17 protein-coding genes are annotated in these 15,412 nt (G+C 73.7%); 8 read left to right on the top strand and 9 right to left on the bottom strand.

Annotated elements, in window-relative coordinates:
• Positions 1-39 precede the first annotated feature (39 nt).
• A complete protein-coding gene (gene map, locus ACFVUH_RS12895; protein WP_387912974.1) occupies positions 40-807 on the bottom strand; it encodes a type I methionyl aminopeptidase in 768 nt (255 codons plus the stop codon).
• Between the two features lie 97 nt (positions 808-904).
• On the opposite strand from map, the gene ACFVUH_RS12890 reads away from it, so the two are divergent.
• Positions 905-1,180 (top strand): helix-turn-helix domain-containing protein, encoded by a 276-nt coding sequence (locus ACFVUH_RS12890; protein ID WP_387912972.1) that lies wholly within the window; start codon positions 905-907, stop codon positions 1,178-1,180.
• Positions 1,181-1,232: 52 nt separating this feature from the next.
• Here the strand turns inward: ACFVUH_RS12890 and ACFVUH_RS12885 are convergent, their stop codons facing one another.
• The 5 genes from ACFVUH_RS12885 to ACFVUH_RS12865 all read right to left on the bottom strand — a co-directional run bounded on the left by ACFVUH_RS12885 (position 1,233) and on the right by ACFVUH_RS12865 (position 4,901).
• Complete coding sequence (locus tag ACFVUH_RS12885) at positions 1,233-2,003, bottom strand: SDR family NAD(P)-dependent oxidoreductase (protein WP_387912971.1); 771 nt, start codon at positions 2,001-2,003, stop codon at positions 1,233-1,235.
• A gap of 95 nt (positions 2,004-2,098) precedes the next feature.
• Positions 2,099-2,689 carry a TetR/AcrR family transcriptional regulator gene (locus ACFVUH_RS12880; RefSeq protein ID WP_387912970.1) on the bottom strand — a complete coding sequence of 197 codons (591 nt, stop codon included), beginning with the start codon at positions 2,687-2,689 and terminating at the stop codon, positions 2,099-2,101.
• A 92-nt stretch (positions 2,690-2,781) separates the two neighbouring features.
• Positions 2,782-3,078, bottom strand: coding sequence for an MTH1187 family thiamine-binding protein (locus ACFVUH_RS12875; protein WP_355361483.1), 297 nt, complete (start codon positions 3,076-3,078; stop codon positions 2,782-2,784).
• 72 nt (positions 3,079-3,150) lie between these two features.
• Positions 3,151-4,692, bottom strand: a complete 1,542-nt coding sequence (locus ACFVUH_RS12870) for a SulP family inorganic anion transporter (protein ID WP_387913180.1) — start codon at positions 4,690-4,692, stop codon at positions 3,151-3,153.
• Positions 4,693-4,775: 83 nt separating this feature from the next.
• Positions 4,776-4,901, bottom strand: a complete 126-nt coding sequence (locus ACFVUH_RS12865; protein WP_387912968.1) for a hypothetical protein — start codon at positions 4,899-4,901, stop codon at positions 4,776-4,778.
• Positions 4,902-5,510: 609 nt separating this feature from the next.
• Between ACFVUH_RS12865 and ACFVUH_RS12860 the strand changes: the two genes are divergently transcribed.
• Positions 5,511-6,038: a pyridoxamine 5'-phosphate oxidase family protein gene (locus ACFVUH_RS12860; RefSeq protein ID WP_355361487.1), complete on the top strand. Its 528-nt coding sequence runs from the start codon at positions 5,511-5,513 to the stop codon at positions 6,036-6,038.
• A 114-nt stretch (positions 6,039-6,152) separates the two neighbouring features.
• On the top strand, positions 6,153-6,641 hold the full coding sequence (locus ACFVUH_RS12855) for a glutathione peroxidase (protein WP_387912966.1): 489 nt from the start codon (positions 6,153-6,155) through the stop codon (positions 6,639-6,641).
• 77 nt (positions 6,642-6,718) lie between these two features.
• Here ACFVUH_RS12855 and ACFVUH_RS12850 read toward each other — a convergent pair whose 3' ends face one another.
• Positions 6,719-7,639: a LysR substrate-binding domain-containing protein gene (locus ACFVUH_RS12850; protein ID WP_355361491.1), complete on the bottom strand. Its 921-nt coding sequence runs from the start codon at positions 7,637-7,639 to the stop codon at positions 6,719-6,721.
• A gap of 96 nt (positions 7,640-7,735) precedes the next feature.
• Here ACFVUH_RS12850 and ACFVUH_RS12845 point away from each other — a divergent pair, with 96 nt between their 5' ends.
• Genes ACFVUH_RS12845 through ACFVUH_RS12835 form a run of 3 tightly spaced genes read left to right on the top strand, consistent with a single transcriptional unit; the run spans position 7,736 to position 11,117 of the window.
• The gene (locus ACFVUH_RS12845; protein WP_387912964.1) at positions 7,736-8,440 is read left to right on the top strand and encodes a succinate dehydrogenase cytochrome b subunit; all 705 of its coding nucleotides are present in this window, start codon (positions 7,736-7,738) and stop codon (positions 8,438-8,440) included.
• Positions 8,437-10,383, top strand: coding sequence for a fumarate reductase/succinate dehydrogenase flavoprotein subunit (locus ACFVUH_RS12840; protein ID WP_355361495.1), 1,947 nt, complete (start codon positions 8,437-8,439; stop codon positions 10,381-10,383). The genes ACFVUH_RS12845 and ACFVUH_RS12840 overlap by 4 nt, the downstream gene beginning before the upstream one ends.
• Entirely contained in the window at positions 10,380-11,117 is a 738-nt protein-coding gene (locus ACFVUH_RS12835) for a succinate dehydrogenase/fumarate reductase iron-sulfur subunit (RefSeq protein ID WP_355361497.1), read from the top strand. Before ACFVUH_RS12840 ends, ACFVUH_RS12835 begins: the two co-directional genes overlap by 4 nt.
• A 64-nt stretch (positions 11,118-11,181) precedes the next feature.
• On the opposite strand, the gene ACFVUH_RS12830 is transcribed toward ACFVUH_RS12835, so the two are convergent.
• Positions 11,182-12,963, bottom strand: a complete 1,782-nt coding sequence (locus tag ACFVUH_RS12830) for a sulfatase (RefSeq protein WP_387912962.1) — start codon at positions 12,961-12,963, stop codon at positions 11,182-11,184.
• A complete protein-coding gene (locus tag ACFVUH_RS12825) occupies positions 12,960-13,586 on the bottom strand; it encodes a PadR family transcriptional regulator (RefSeq protein ID WP_355361501.1) in 627 nt (208 codons plus the stop codon). The genes ACFVUH_RS12830 and ACFVUH_RS12825 overlap by 4 nt, the downstream gene beginning before the upstream one ends.
• An 86-nt stretch (positions 13,587-13,672) precedes the next feature.
• Between ACFVUH_RS12825 and ACFVUH_RS12820 the strand changes: the two genes are divergently transcribed.
• Positions 13,673-14,644 (top strand): formylglycine-generating enzyme family protein, encoded by a 972-nt coding sequence (locus ACFVUH_RS12820; protein ID WP_387912961.1) that lies wholly within the window; start codon positions 13,673-13,675, stop codon positions 14,642-14,644.
• Positions 14,645-14,946: 302 nt separating this feature from the next.
• The gene (locus ACFVUH_RS12815; RefSeq protein ID WP_387912960.1) at positions 14,947-15,261 is read left to right on the top strand and encodes a hypothetical protein; all 315 of its coding nucleotides are present in this window, start codon (positions 14,947-14,949) and stop codon (positions 15,259-15,261) included.
• Positions 15,262-15,412: the final 151 nt, after the last annotated feature.

The raw sequence follows: 15,412 nt of genomic DNA, 5'->3' as shown, positions 1-15,412 counted from the left end.
CAGGATCAAACATGAACGATCCCGCGCGCAGCCAACCGCTCAGGGGAGGGTGAGGATGCGGGGGCCGGCTTCGGTGATGGCGACGGTGTGCTCGATGTGGGCGGCGCGGGTGCCGTCGGTGGTGCGGAGGGTCCAGCCGTCGGGGTCGGTGGTGTGGGTGTCGGTGCCGCCGGCGATGAGCATGGGTTCGATGGCCAGGACCAGGCCGGGCTTGAGGGGGAAGCCCCGGCCGGGGCGGCCCTCGTTGGGGAGGTGCGGGTCCTCGTGCATGCGGCGGCCGATGCCGTGGCCGCCGTAGCCCTCCAGGAGGCCGTAGCGGGCGGTGCGGGCGACGGTGCCGACGGCGTGGGCGATGTCGCCGGTGCGGTGGCCGACCACGGCGGCGGCGATGCCGGCCTCCAGGGCGCGGCGGGTGGTGTCGATCAGGCGGACGTCCTCGGGGCGGGGCGTGCCGACGGTGAAGCTGACGGCGGCGTCGCCCGCCCAGCCGTCCAGGACGGCGCCGCAGTCGATGCTCACCAGGTCGCCGTCGCGCAGCCGGTAGCCGTTGGGGATGCCGTGCACCACCGCGTCGTTGACGGAGGCGCAGATGACGGCCGGGAACGGCACCGGGGCGAAGGACGGCCGGTAGCCGAGGAACGGCGAGGTCGCCCCGGCCTTCCGCAGCACGTCGTGCGCCACCTCGTCCAGTTCCAGCAGGCTCACCCCGGCACCCGCCGCCCGCTCGACCTCGGCCAGCGCCATGGCGACCACCCGCCCGGCCTCCCGCATCGCGGCCAGCGCCGCCTCGGACTTGAACTCCACCATGAGGTCCTCCGACCAACCGGCTCCAATTCTTATACCGGTATTTGTATCACGGTCGGGATGGTGCCGACGGCAGGACCCGTGGCCTACCATCGGGGGCATGGTGAGGACTCCGCTGACCCCCGGGGAACGCGAGCGCGGCGAGCGCTTCGGTGTGCTGCTGCGCGAGGCGCGGGGCGGGCGCAGCATGGTCGAGGTGGCGGCGGCGGCCGGCGTCTCGGCCGAGACACTGCGCAAGATCGAGACCGGGCGGGCGCCGACGCCCTCGTTCTTCACCGTCGCGGCGCTGGCGTACGCGCTGGGGCTCTCGCTGGACGAGCTGGCCACCGCCTGCGCGGATCCGGCCGAGGACGAGGGCGAGGCGCTGTCGGCCTGAGCCGGCGGGGGCCGGTGGCGCCCCGGGTAGGGAGGCCACCGGCCGGCGACGGTCAGGCGGTGACGCCGCCGTCGAGGACGAGGTCGGCGCCGACGGTGAACGCCGACTCCTCCGAGGCCAGGTGGAGGACGGCGGCGGCGACCTCCTCGACGGCACCGGCGCGGCCGACCGGGATGCTGTCCTTCATCCGGTCCGCCTTGTCGGAGTCGCTCTCGCCGGGCTGGGAGGACATCGTGGTGTTGATCGGGCCGGGGCTGACCAGGTTGATCCGCACACCCTCGGCGATGTGGTCGCGGGCGGCGGCCCGGGTCAGGGTGGCGACGGCGGCCTTGGAGACGGCGTAGGCGCCGACGTTCTCGAGCCGCCGGTGGGTGCCGAGGTTCGAGGAGATGTTGACGATCGCCCCGCCGCCGTTGGCGCGCAGGTGGGCGATCTGGTGCTTCATCGCGTACCAGGTGCCGGTGAGGTTGATGTCGATCAGCCGCTGCCACTCCTCGTCGGCGACGTCGGCGATCCGGCCGACGCCGCCGAAGACGCCGGCGTTGTTGACCGCGACGTCCAGGGCGCCGAACCGCTCGACGGTCTCGCGGACCAGGCGGGCGGCGTCGGCGGCGTCGGACACCGAGCCGGTCAGGGCGACGGCGGTGCCGCCCTCGCGCTCGATCAGGGCGACGGTCTCGGCGAGCGCGCTCGCGGTGCGGCCGGCGACGGCGACGCGGGCGCCCTCCCCGGCGAAGGCGAGGGCCACGGCTCGGCCGATGCCGCTGCCGCCACCGGTGACCAGGACGGACTTGCCGGTGAAGCGGGTGGTGCTGCGGGTCATGCGAATGCTCCTCGATCGGAGGTCTATATTGACCGTTCGGTTCAGAATGGAGACAGCAAAAAACACACCAGCAGACGAACAGTGGAGCGGACCGGTCAGCCCAGCAGGGCGAGGGCCTGGCCGGCGGCGTCCCGCAGCCGGGCCGAGCCGTCGCCGGCCTTGCCGATCACCCGCATGCCCTGGAACAGCACCAGCAGCATCCGGGCGATCGCGTGCGGGTCGCGGTCCTCGGACAGTTCGCCCTGGGCCTGCGCCCGGACCAGCGCCGCGGTCAGGACCGTCTCCAGGTGGGCCAGGTTGGCCTCCACCCGGCGGGCGGCGTCCGGATCGTGCGGGGCCAGCTCCACCGCGGTGTTGGTGACGAAGCAACCGCGCCGCCGCCCGCCCTCGCCGTCCGTGGCGGACTCGCCGGCGAAGCGGAGGACCAGGGCACGGACGGCCGGCAGCACCGGGCCGGGCTGCGACAGCTCGGCCAGCAGCACGGGTTGCTGCTGGCGGCCGTAGCGCTCCAGCGCGCGCAGGTAGAGCTCCCGCTTGCTGCCGAAGGTGGCGTAGACACTGGCACGGGCGATCCCGAGGTGCTCGACCAGGTCGGCCATCGAAGTGGCCTCGTAGCCGCGCTCCCAGAACAGTTCCAATGCCGACTGGAGCGCCGCGTCCGGGTCGAATTCCTTGGTTCGCGCCATGCCTGAAAGGTAGTCGTTTCCAGATCGATCGGTCAAGAAAGAAAATCGGCGGTTCGGCCCGCCCCGACGCCGGGGCGGGCCGGCCGGGCGGCTCAGCCCCCGGCGAGGTGGCGTTCCACCGAGGCGACCTTGCGGGTCAGACCGTCGGTGACCCCGGCCCGGTCGTCGATCTTGATGACGGTGCTCACCCGGTTGCTGTAGGCCTTGACCGCCTCGATCGCCTCCCGGATGACCGGCATCACCTCGTCCCACTCCCCCTCGATGCTGGTGAACATCGCGTCCGTACGGTTGGGCAGCCCGCTCGCGCGGACCACCCTGACGGCCGCGGCGACCGCCTCCCCGACGTCCTCGCCGACCCCGAGCGGGGTGACCGAAAAGGCTGCGATCACGGCTGTGTCTCCTCCCAGTACGGCTCCCCGGGCGGCCCGGGCGGCCGGCGGGCCACCAGGCTAGCGAGTCGGTCAGACCACGGTCGGCAACGGCGGGTCGACCGCCAGCGGGGCGGAGCTGCGCGCCCGGTGCTGCGCCGCCCAGGCGGCCAGGGCGACCGTGCAGGCGTGGTCCAGGTGGCGCAGCCCGGACCAGTCGAGTTCGACCGGGCGGTCCGCCGGGAGGCGTTCGAGGGTGTCCAGCAGCCGGGGCAGCCGCAGGAAGGTGGCGTTGCCGCTCAGCCGCACCCGCAGCGGCGTCTGCCCGACCGGCCCGGTCTGCCCGTCCTGCTCCGCCCCGGGGGCGGTGGGCGGCTCCTCCACGGCGATCTGCAGGTGCGAGGTCTGCCAGGCGGACTTGACCACGGCGAGGCCGATGCCGATCAGCACCCCCTCGAACAGGTCGGTGGTGACGACCGAGACGGTGGTGACGGCGAGCACCGCCGCCTCGCCCCGGTGGTCACGGCAGAGCGCGACGATCCGCCGCACCGGGATGAGCTTGGCGCCCGCATGGACCAGGACGGCGGCCAGCGCGGTCAGCGGGACCAGCCCGAGCACGCCCGGCAGCAGGGCGGTGAACAGCAGCAGCCAGCCGCCGTGCAGCACCCGGGAGGCCTTGGTGCGGGCGCCGGCCTGGACGTTGGTCGCACTGCGGACGATCACGGCGGTCATCGGGAGCGCGCCGAGCAGACCGCAGAGGGCGTTGCCGACGCCCTGGGCGGCGAGTTCGCGGTCGTAGTGGGTACGCGGTCCGTGGTGCATCCGGTCGACGGCGGCGGCGCTGAACAGGGTCTCGGCGGAGGCGATCAGGGTGAAGGCGAGGACGGTGCCGACGCCGGCCGTGGTGGCCAGGGCGCCGAGCGCGGCATGGTCGGGCAGCCGGATCACGTCGAGCAGCCCGGCCACCTCGACCCGGGCCACCGGCAGGTCGGCGACGGCGGTGACGGCGGCGGCCAGGCCGACGGCGCCGAGCGGGCCGGGCAGCGCGCGGGCGAGGCGCGGCGGCAGGTACTTCCAGGCGATCAGCACCAGCAGGGTGGCGATGCCCAGCGCCACCGCGCTCGGCCGGGCGGCTCCGGTGGCGGCGTCGCGCAGCAGCGCGGGCAACCCGGCGATCTTCTCCGGCCCGGTGCCGGGGGCGCGGCGGTCGGCGAGCGCGTACAGCTGGCCGAGCACCAGGGTCAGGCCGATGCCGGCCAGCATGCCGTGCACCACGGAGGCCGACATGGCACGGAACCAGCGGCCCAACCGCAGTGCGCCCATGGCGAGTTGGAGCAGTCCGGTGAGCAGCACCAGGACGCCGAGGGCGCCCGCGCCGTACTGCTGGACGGCTTCGTGGACGAGGACGGTCAGACCGGCGGCCGGGCCGCTGACCTGCAGGCTGCTGCCGGGCAGCGCGCCGACCACCAGGCCGCCGACGATGCCGGTGACCAGGCCGAGTTCGGCGGGCACCCCGGAGGCGACGGCGACGCCGACGCAGAGCGGGAGGGCGACCAGGAAGACCACCAGGGAGGCGGGCAGGTCGTACCGCCAGGGGACGGCGCGCAGGACGGCGGCCGGGCCGCGGTGGCGCAGCGTCCGGCGGGGGCGGGCGCGACCGGGCGGGGCGCTGCGGTGCGGGGCGGCGGGCGGGCGCTTGCGCCCGCGGGGCAGGCCGTTCACCGGCGCACCCCCGGCGGCGCGATACGGGCGGCGGGCGTGGTGGCGGGCAGGACGGCGGGCGTGGTCGTGGGCATGATGGCGGGTGCGGCGGGGCAGGCGGGCAGGGCACGGCGTCGAGGCATCGGGAGATTCCTTCCGCGCACCGGCACGGCGGCGCGCCGCGGGCGGCGCATCGCTGCGGGTGCGTTGCTGCGGGTGCGTTGCTGCTGAAGGCTGCGGTGCTGCGGTGGCGGCTGGGACGCGCGGGACGGGCCGGCCGGCGCGGCGTGCGTGCTGCACGGGACCCGACGGCCGGAGTTCCCCCGATCCCCGGAATGTCCCGAACCCCCTTGCCGTGACCCCCTGTTGAACATGGCAACCATGACGGGCCCGGCGTGCCACCGACGGTACCCAGCGCCCCGGAACACGCCAACCTCGCACACCGAACCTCCACCCGGACAGCACACCAAGCGCGCTTCCGGGCCGGAATCCCGGCCTCGGACGGGTACGCACGTTCGTCCGTCGAGCATGCGGCCGACCCCCCGGCGGTCCCGCACCGCGGAGCCGGAGGAGGACACGGCCTCCCCCAGCATTCCGCGAGCCCGCTCCGGGCACTCCGCGAGCCCGCCCCGCCCACCGCCGCGGTCCCGCTCGGCGGCACGCGTTCCACCCCCGGGCAGTGCGGGTACGTACCAAGGAACCGCCCGCGTGCGACGTGCGCGCGCGGGCCATCCTGCCCGGGAGGCCCCACCGTGTCCTTCGCGATGACCCGCGCCGAGTGCGAGCGCTTCCTGGCCGGCGTGCACGTCGGCGTCCTGTCCGTCGCCGAGGCGGAGCCCGGCGCGGCCCCGCTCACCGTGCCGATCTGGTACTCCTACCGGCCCGGCGGGCTGATCACCGTGCTGACCGGGCGGAACTCCGTCAAGGCGCGCCGGATCCGGACGGCCGGCCGGTTCACGCTCTGTGCCCAGCAGGAGGAGACACCCTGCCGCTACGTGAGCGCGGCCGGGCCGGTGGTGGCGATCGAGGACCGGGTCGACCCGGACGAGCGCGCCGCGCTGGCCCACCGCTACCTGCCGCCGGCCACCGCCGCCGCCTACCTGCTGGCCACCGCCGAGCAGCTGACGGCCGACGTCACCGTCCGGATGCGGCCCGAACGGTGGCTCAGCGCCGACTTCGCCCCCGTCACCGAGCAGATAGCCCTGCTGGAGCGGTCGGCCGCCGAGCACTCCCCCTCCCGTCGGCGCGCGCCGGAACACCCGCCGTCCGGGCGCGGTTGAGCAGGTGGGCGGCACCCGGCGGGGTACCGTACCCGCGCGGGCCCGCCCGCCACGGCACCACCGCCGACCGGCCCCGACCCACCACCGACGACCTCCTCCGAAGGGGACCCCACCGTGAGCCTGTACGACATCCCGCTGCGCACGCTGTCCGGCGAGGCCGCCTCGCTCGCCGACTACAAGGGCAAGGCGCTGCTGATCGTCAACGTCGCCTCCAAGTGCGGCCTGACCCCGCAGTACGCCGGCCTGGAGCAGCTCCAGGAGCGGTACGCCGAGCGCGGCTTCACCGTGCTGGGCTTCCCCTCGAACCAGTTCGCCGGGCAGGAGCCGGGCAGCGCCGAGGAGATCCAGACCTTCTGCTCCACCACCTACGGCGTGACCTTCCCGCTGTTCGAGAAGACCGATGTGAACGGCGAGGACCGGCACCCGCTGTACGCGCGGCTGACCGAGACGGCCGACGCCGAGGGCCAGGCCGGGGACATCTCCTGGAACTTCGAGAAGTTCGTCCTCGGACCGGACGGCACCGTGGCCGCCCGGATCCGCCCGCGCACCGAGCCGGAGTCCGACGAGGTGATCGCCGCGATCGAGGCCGTGCTGCCCAACTGAGCAGCCGCGTGACGGAGCCCGGGGCCGCAGGACGCGCCCCGGGCTCCGCGCGCACCTCGCACCTCGCACCTCGCACGCTAGAGCAACAACCGCGTCCCCGGCGGGAGTTCGCCGTCCCGCGCGGCGTCGTGCAGATGCGCCAGCAGGGTCGCCCGCAGGGCCTCGGCCGCGCGGGTCGGCGGCACCTCGTGGCCGTGCGCGACGGCGATGGTGCGCCCCAGGCCCGGGCCGGCGAACGGGGTCACCGCGAGCCCCGAACGGTGGGCGACCATGCCCGGCAGCACGGCCGGCCCGAGCCCGGCCCGCACGAAGCCGAGCACCGCGTCCATCTCCCCGCCCTCGACGGCGAACTCCGGCTCGAAGCCGGCCTCCCGGCAGGCCGCCAGGGTGGCCTCCCGCACGTCGTAGCCCTCCCGGAACATCACCAGCGGCCGACCGCGCAGCTCCGCCACCCGCACCGTGCGCCGGGCCCGCCGCTCCGCCGAGACCAGCACCAGGTCCTCGTGCAGCAGCTCGGTGACGGCCAGCGCCGGCGCGGCCTCCCCGCGCGGCGGGGTGATGATCAGCGCGAGGTCCAGCTCCCCCGCCGCCAGCGAGCGGACCAGGTCCCGCGAGCCGCCCTCGCGCACCACCAGCGCCACGCCCGGGTAGCGGTCCCGGAACACCCGCAGGACGTCCGGCACCAGGCTGGTGCACAGGCTCGGGGGCGCTCCCAGCCGCACCCGGCCCCGGCGCAGCTGCACGGTCTCCTGGACGGCGAGGCGGGCGCTCTCGGTGTCCGCGAGGATGCGCCGGGCGAGCGGCAGCAGGGCGTCGCCGGCGTCGGTCAGCGCGATGTTGCCGCGGGTGCGGTGGAACAGCTCGGCGCCCAACTCCCGTTCCAGCGACCGGATCTGTTGCGAGAGCGACGGCTGGGCGACATGCGCCGCCTCGGCCGCGCGGGTGAAGTGGCGGGTCTCGGCGACGGCCACGAAGTAGCGGAGTTGCTGGAGCTGCACCCAGCCAGGATAGGCCGCATCGATAGGCGGTGCCTATGGTGGCCAGCCGCAGCATGTCTTGGACGCACCGTCGTCGCCCTCCCTACCGTTGTCGCCATGACAACCGCGACTCGGACGGCCCGGCACCCGTCCACCCTGGTGACACTGTGGCGGTCGACCGTCGGCAAGAAGGCGGTCATGGCCGTCAGCGGGCTCGCCATGCTGCTGTACCTGGTCGCCCACATGCTCGGGAACCTCAAGGTCTTCTTCGGGCCGGACGACATCAACGGCTACGCGGCGTGGCTGCGCACCATCGGACAGCCGCTCCTCGGCCACGAGTGGTTCCTGTGGATCGCCCGGGTGGGGCTGCTGGCCGCCGTCCTGCTGCACGGCGTCGCCGCGTACCAGCTGAGCCGGCGCGACCTCGCCGCCCGGCCGAGCAAGTACGCCCACCAGCGCCGGCGGGCGAGCTACGCGACCCGGACGATGCGCTGGGGCGGGGTGATCCTGGCGCTGTTCATCGTCTGGCACATCCTGGACCTGACCACGCTGACCGTGAACCCCAACGCCGAGCACGGCAAGGTGTACCAGAACATCGTGGCCTCCTTCGGGACCTGGTACTCCTGCGTGATCTACATCGTCGCGATGCTCGCCGTCGGCCTGCACATCCGGCACGGCTTCTGGAGCGCGGCGCAGACCCTCGGCGCCAACAACGCCCGCCGCGACCGCGCGCTGAAGCTCACCGCCAACGGCCTGGCGCTGCTGCTGACCGTGGGCTTCCTGTCCGTCCCCGTGGCCGTGATGACCGGAGTGGTGAGTTGAGCGAGTACCCGAACTACACCGTCGGCGAGCCGATCACCGACTCCCGGGCCCCCGAGGGGCCGATCGAGCAGCGCTGGGACCAGCGGCGGTTCGAGGCCAAGCTGGTCAACCCGGCGAACCGGCGCAAGCACACGGTGATCGTGGTCGGCACCGGCCTGGCCGGCGGCGCCGCCGGCGCCACCCTCGCCGAACAGGGCTACCACGTCGTCCAGTTCTGCTTCCAGGACTCCCCCCGGCGGGCCCACTCGATCGCCGCCCAGGGCGGCATCAACGCCGCCAAGAACTACCGCAACGACGGCGACTCGATCCGCCGGCTGTTCTACGACACCGTCAAGGGCGGCGACTTCCGCGCCCGCGAGTCCAACGTCCACCGGCTGGCCCAGGTGTCGGTGGAGATCATCGACCAGTGCGTGGCCCAGGGCGTGCCGTTCGCCCGCGAGTACGGCGGTCTGCTGGACACCCGCTCGTTCGGCGGCGTGCAGGTCTCCCGGACGTTCTACGCCCGCGGCCAGACCGGCCAGCAGCTGCTGCTCGGCGCCTACCAGGCACTGTCGCGGCAGATCGCCGCCGGGAACGTGGAGATGCACGCCCGCACCGAGATGCTGGACCTGCTGGTGGTCGACGGCCGGGCGCGCGGCATCGTCGCCCGCGACCTGGTCACCGGCGAGATCACCAGCCACACCGCCGACGCGGTGGTGCTCGCCTCCGGCGGCTACGGCAACGTCTTCTACCTCTCCACCAACGCCAAGAACTCCAACGCCACCGCGATCTGGCGGGCGCACCGGCGCGGGGCCTACTTCGCCAACCCGTGCTTCACCCAGATCCACCCGACCTGCATCCCGCGCTCCGGCGAGCACCAGTCCAAGCTCACCCTGATGAGCGAGTCGCTGCGCAACGACGGCCGGATCTGGGTGCCCAAGGCCAAGGGCGACGCCCGCCCGCCGGCCGAGATCCCCGAGCAGGAGCGGGACTACTACCTGGAGCGGATCTACCCGGCCTTCGGCAACCTGGTGCCGCGCGACATCGCCTCCCGGGCCGCCAAGAACGTCTGCGACGAGGGCCGCGGTGTCGGCCCCGGCGGGCAGGGGGTCTACCTGGACTTCGCCGACGCCATCCGCCGGCTGGGGCGGGACGCGGTGGAGGCCAAGTACGGCAACCTGTTCGAGATGTACGAGCGGATCACCGCCGAGGACCCGTACCGGGTGCCGATGCGGATCTACCCGGCGATCCACTACACGATGGGCGGCCTCTGGGTCGACTACGACCTGCAGACCACCGTGCCCGGCCTGTTCGCGATCGGCGAGGCCAACTTCTCCGACCACGGCGCCAACCGCCTGGGCGCGAGCGCGCTGATGCAGGGCCTGGCCGACGGCTACTTCGTACTGCCGCCGGTGCTCAACGACTACCTGGCCCGCGAGAAGCTCCCCGCCGTCCCCGCCGACCACGAGGAGCTCGCCTCGGTGGAGGCCGAGGTCACCGACCGCCTCAACCTCATCCTCGCGGTGGACGGCGACCGCACCCCCGACTCCTTCCACCGCGAGCTCGGCGAGCTGCTCTGGGACGAGTGCGGGATGGCCCGCGACGAGGCCGGGCTGCGCCGTGCGCTGGAGCGGATCCCGGCGCTGCGGGAGGAGTTCTGGCGCCGGATCAAGGTGCCCGGCACCGGGCAGGAGCTCAACCAGTCGCTGGAGAAGGCCAACCGCCTGGTGGACTACTTCGAACTGGCCGAGCTGATGTGCCTGGACGCGCTGCACCGCGCCGAGTCCTGCGGCGGCCACTTCCGCACCGAGAGCCAGACGGCCGACGGCGAGGCGGCCCGGCGCGACGGGGAGTTCTCCTACGCCGCCGCCTGGGAGTTCACCGCCACCGGGCAGGCGCCCGTCCTGCACCGCGAGCACCTCGACTTCGAGTACGTCCACCCCACCCAGCGGAGCTACGCGTGAACCTCACCCTTCGGATCTGGCGCCAGGCGGGCCCCGACACGCCCGGCTCGATGACCACCTACCAGGTCAGCGGGATCAGCCCGGACATGTCCTTCCTGGAGATGCTGGACACCCTCAACGAGGAGCTGATCACCCGGGGCGACACGCCCGTCGCCTTCGACCACGACTGCCGCGAGGGCATCTGCGGCGCCTGCGGCATGGTCATCAACGGACAGGCGCACGGCCCCGAGCGGACCACCACCTGCCAGCTGCACATGCGGCACTTCCGGGACGGCGACACCATCGACGTCGAGCCGTGGCGGGCGGCGGCCTTCCCGGTGGTCAAGGACCTGGTGGTGGACCGCTCCGCCTTCGACCGGATCATCGGCTCCGGCGGCTACATCACCGCCCCGACCGGCAGCGCGCCCGACGCGCACGCCACGCCCGTCCCCAAGGAGGCCGCCGACACCGCCTTCGAGCACGCCGAGTGCATCGGCTGCGGGGCCTGCGTGGCGGCCTGCCCGAACGGCTCGGCGATGCTCTTCACCTCGGCCAAGGTGGTGCACCTCAACGTGCTGCCGCAGGGCGCGCCGGAGCGGAAGTCCCGGGTGCGCGACATGGTGGCCGCGATGGACGCCGAGGGCTTCGGCGGCTGCACCAACACCGGCGAGTGCGCGACGGCCTGCCCCAAGGGCATCCCGCTGCCCAGCATCGCCGCGATGAACCGCGAGTTCCTGCGCAGCTCGCTGGGCTGACACCACGCCGGCACCCCGGCTGCGCGGCGCCCTTCCCCGCGCGGGGAGGGGCGCCGCTCTGCGGCTACGCGCCGTCCGCGCCCGGCAGCGCGGCCAGGGTTCCGGCCAGGGCGTGCAGGTCCGCCGCGCCCACCGAGGGGCCCATGGCGGCGAGCCGGAACGGGGACATCCCGCCCAGCATCGCCCGCAGGCCGGGGTTGACCAGCATCGGCAGCCGTTCCAGGACGGCCTCGCGCGCCCCCTCGTCCGCCAGCAGCGCGCGCAGCGGGGTGTGCACCGAGAGCGGGCCGGCCGGGAAGTCCTCCGGCGCGGGCAGCGGCTCGCCGGCCGCGAGCGCCTGCGGCCGCTGGGCGCGGACCAGCAGGTGCTCGGCGGTGACCGGCCCCTCGGCGGGCAGACCGAGCCGTTCGAACTGGTCGGCGGGCGCGTCGCTCTCGCGCAGCGCCTCGGTGAGCAGCGTCGCCATCCGCAGCTCCAGCTCGTCGTCGACCAGCGGGTGCTCCTGCTCCGGGTCCGTCTCCAGGTCGAACAGCAGGGTGCCGAAGGCGTACGGGTTGCCCCAGGAGGTGGCCGGCATCCGCAGCACCGGCACGCCCTTGGTGAACGGCAGCGGACCGGCCAGGGTGGCGCCGGCCAGCTCCTGCGGGGTGAAGTGGCCGCGCATGTGGGTGGGCATCAGGGTGTGCTCGTACAGCGGCCGGTTGGACGCGTCCTTGCTGGCGCGCATGTAGACGTGGCGGCCGTCGGTGATGTTGACGTGCCCGCCGAAGACGCCGAACAGGCCGTGCGGGCGGACCGGGGCGTCGTGGGCGACCGTGTCGACGAGCGGACGGCCCTGCATGTCGGCGGTGCGCGGGACGTCGAAGTACTCCAGCACGGTCGGCCCGAGGTCGACGGTCTGGACGAGGGAGTCGCGCCGGCCGGTGGCCCGGCTGCGCGGGTCCCAGACGAACAGCGGGGTGTGGATGTTCTCGTCGTACCAGGGCTGGATGTTCTTGCCCCACCAGCCGCGCTCGCCGAGCAGCAGGCCGTGGTCGGTGCAGACGATCAGCAGGGTGTCGTCCCACAGGCCGTGCTCGTCGAAGGCGTCCAGGACGCGGCCGAGCGAGTCGTCGCACATGGTGAGCAGCGCGGCGTACTCGTTGCGGGCGTGCTCGACGGCCTCCGGGCTCTCGGTGACCCTCTTGTAGTCGGGCCAGTCGAAGTGCGGGCCGTCCCAGTCGTGCGGGTAGTGCTTCTTGTGCTCGGCGTAGGAGTAGAACGGCTCGTGCGGGTCGAAGCACTCGATCTGCAGGAACCAGCGGTCCTGCTCGCGGTTGGTGGCGATGAACTCCAGCCCGGCGTCGAAGGTGCGGGTCTGCGGGTGGTCGGCGACGTCGGCCAGGTACTGGCGGTTGACCCAGTCCTGGCGCCACATCGGACCCGCGCGCCAGGAGAGCGTGTCGGGGATCTCCGGGTCGGCGACGTGGCCCTTCCACTTGTCGCCCTCCTGGCCGCGGAAGAACTCGTAGCTGTCGTAGCGGTTGTGGTAGGTGGCGCCGCCGTCCTCCCAGTAGTGCTGGTGGTCGGTGACCAGGTGGGTGTAGACGCCCGCCTTGCTCAGCAGGTCGGGGACGGAGTCGTCGAAGGGCTCCAGCGGGCCCCAGGAGCGGTGCAGGAAGTTGTAGCGGCCGGTGTGCATCTCGCGGCGGGCCGGCATGCAGGGCATGGAGCCGCCGTAGCAGTTGTCGAAGGTCGCGGTCCGGGCGGCGAGGCGGGCGAAGTTCGGTGCGACGGTCCAGTCGCAGCCGTAGGGCGGCAGGAACCGCCGGTTGAGGCTGTCGAACATGACCAGGACGGCTTTCACCGGGGCGTCTCCTCGGGAGCGGAGGGGTGGGCGGTCGGGCTGGCGGTGGGGCTGGCGGTGGGAATGGTTCCGTCGACGAGCAGCCCGCGGATGCGCTCCAGCCAGTCGAGCCAGGCGTCGGCGGCGCGGGCGCCGTACTCGTGGGTGAGTTCGCGGATCATCCGCAGCCGCCGGACGTCCGTCTCCGGCGTGCCCTCGGGAAAGTGCAGGGTACGGTCCCGGGGGCGCATGACCGCCACCTGGCGGCGGCGGTACTCGAGCTCGGTGTCGACCAGCGGAAGCAGCTGCTCCGGTGCGAGCTGGGCGGAGAAGTAGAACCGGGCCATGAAGTCCGGGTCCTGGAAGCGACTGGTCGGTTCGTACGGCGAGCGGGCCTCGCGCACCAGCTCGGCCCGCCCGGCGTCGGTCAGCCGGTAGACCTTGGCGTCCGGCCGGCCGTCGCGCGGGTCGGTCTCGTAGACCACCCAGCCCTGCTCGGCCATCCGCTTGAGCAGCCGGTAGATCTGGCTCGGGTGGGCGTTGGAGCGGACGAACTGCCCCTCCCCCGCCAGCCACTCCTTGAGGTCCCAGCCGCTGCGCGGGTGCAGGCCCAGCAGGCCCAGCAGGACGTGGTCGAACTTCACCGGTGCCCTCTCCCCGGCTCTCGCCGGTTCCTCGAACGTCGCTAGGTGCATTCTCACCTAGGTGCAAAGTGCTATAGCTTGGGCCCATGAGTCAACCCCCCGCCGCGCGAGCCTGCTGCATGCCGTCGGCCCGGACCGGCCCCGGACCCGCCCCGCAGCCGCTCCCGCCGCCCCCGTCACGCCCGGCGGCCGGACACCCGGAGCATCCCGAAGTGGCGCTGCCCGGCGGGGTGTTCGCGATGGGGGACGCCTTCGGGGAGGGCTATCCGGCGGACGGCGAGACGCCCGTGCACGAGGTGGAGCTGGCGCCGTTCACCATCGACACCGAACCGGTCACCACCGCCCGTTTCGCCGCCTTCGTCGAGGCCACCGGCCACCGCACCGACGCCGAGCTGGCCGGCTCCTCCGCCGTCTTCCACCTGTTCGTCCTCGCCGATCCCGCCGACGTGCTCGGCCGCTCCCCCGCCGCACCCTGGTGGATCGAGGTGCGCGGCGCCGACTGGCGCCACCCGTTCGGCCCGCTCGGCGACGCGGAGGACCTCCGGGACCACCCCGTGGTGCACATCAGCCACCGCGACGCGCTCGCCTACTGCCACTGGGCCGGACGCCGGCTGCCCACCGAGGCCGAGTGGGAGTACGCCGCCCGCGGACCGCTGGCCGGCGCCCGCTACGCCTGGGGCGACGAGCTGCGCCCGGACGGCGCGCACCGCTGCCGGATCTGGCAGGGCCGCTTCCCCGACCTGCCGACCGGCGAGGACGGCTGGTTCGCGACCGCACCGGTCGGCAGCTACCCGCCGAACGGCTTCGGCCTGGTGGACGTGGCCGGGAACGCCTGGGAGTGGTGCGCCGACCGCTTCGACCCCGACTACTACGCCCGCTCACCGCGTTTCGACCCGCGCGGGCCCGGCGAGGACCACGACGGGACCCGGCGGGTGCTGCGCGGCGGGTCGTACCTGTGCCACGACTCCTACTGCAACCGCTACCGGGTGGCCGCGCGCACCGGCAACACCCCCGAGTCGACCAGCGGCAACTGCGGCTTCCGCACGGTGGCCCGCTGAACCGGGGGGCGCCTCCTCGAACGCCCGCACCCGGCGCGCGAGTTCGACACGCGCGCCCCGCTCCTTCGACTCTTCGTCAGGATCGGTGCTGACTCCCCGGATTTCGCGCTACCGTGGTCCCCGCCGAAAAGGAGTGTGCATATGCCCGAGGTCCAGGCCTGCTCCGGATGCGGCGGGTCCGGGGGGACCCAGAAGACCGAAGCCACGGTCGAACGGGACGAGGAAGGGAGTACGGTGCCGAAGATCCACGTCTTCTGGTCGCCGTGCGGTCGGTGCCACGGATCCGGGACGGTGATCGTCGGATGAGGTTGGTCTTCGAGTGCGTCGAGTGCGGCAGCCACTACCTGCCGCCGGAGGCGATGGTGTACCCGGACGGGCCCGCCTCGCCGATCTGGTGCACCTGGTGCCAAACCGCCAAGCGCGCGGCGGGCGTCCGGGAGGACCCGCTGCTGGCCCGCCTCGCCCTGGCGACCGCCCTGGCGACCGCCCGGGCGGCACACGCCAGAACGGCCGCCGACGAGCCCGCCGTCACCCGCACCGACGTCCGCCCCTCACGCCCACCGGTGTCACGCCGCGCCCGCTCCGGCCCGGGCGCGCTGCGCAGCAAGCTGGCCTAGGCGGTTCCCGGGACCGTGGTCGTGCGGCTCGCCGGCCGGGGCCCTTCCGACGGGCCCCGGCCGCGTGCCGGTGGGCAACGACTCCGTGCCCGCCCACTGCGCACCGGCCGATGACGCACCTCCACCACCGGTCGGATGATCCACGGGAAGC

It is taken from the genome of Kitasatospora sp. NPDC058032, assembly GCF_042885845.1.
Lineage (GTDB): Bacteria > Actinomycetota > Actinomycetes > Streptomycetales > Streptomycetaceae > Kitasatospora.
The sequence above is the reverse complement of the archived record's forward strand: the minus strand, read 5'-3'. Positions and strand labels throughout refer to the sequence as shown.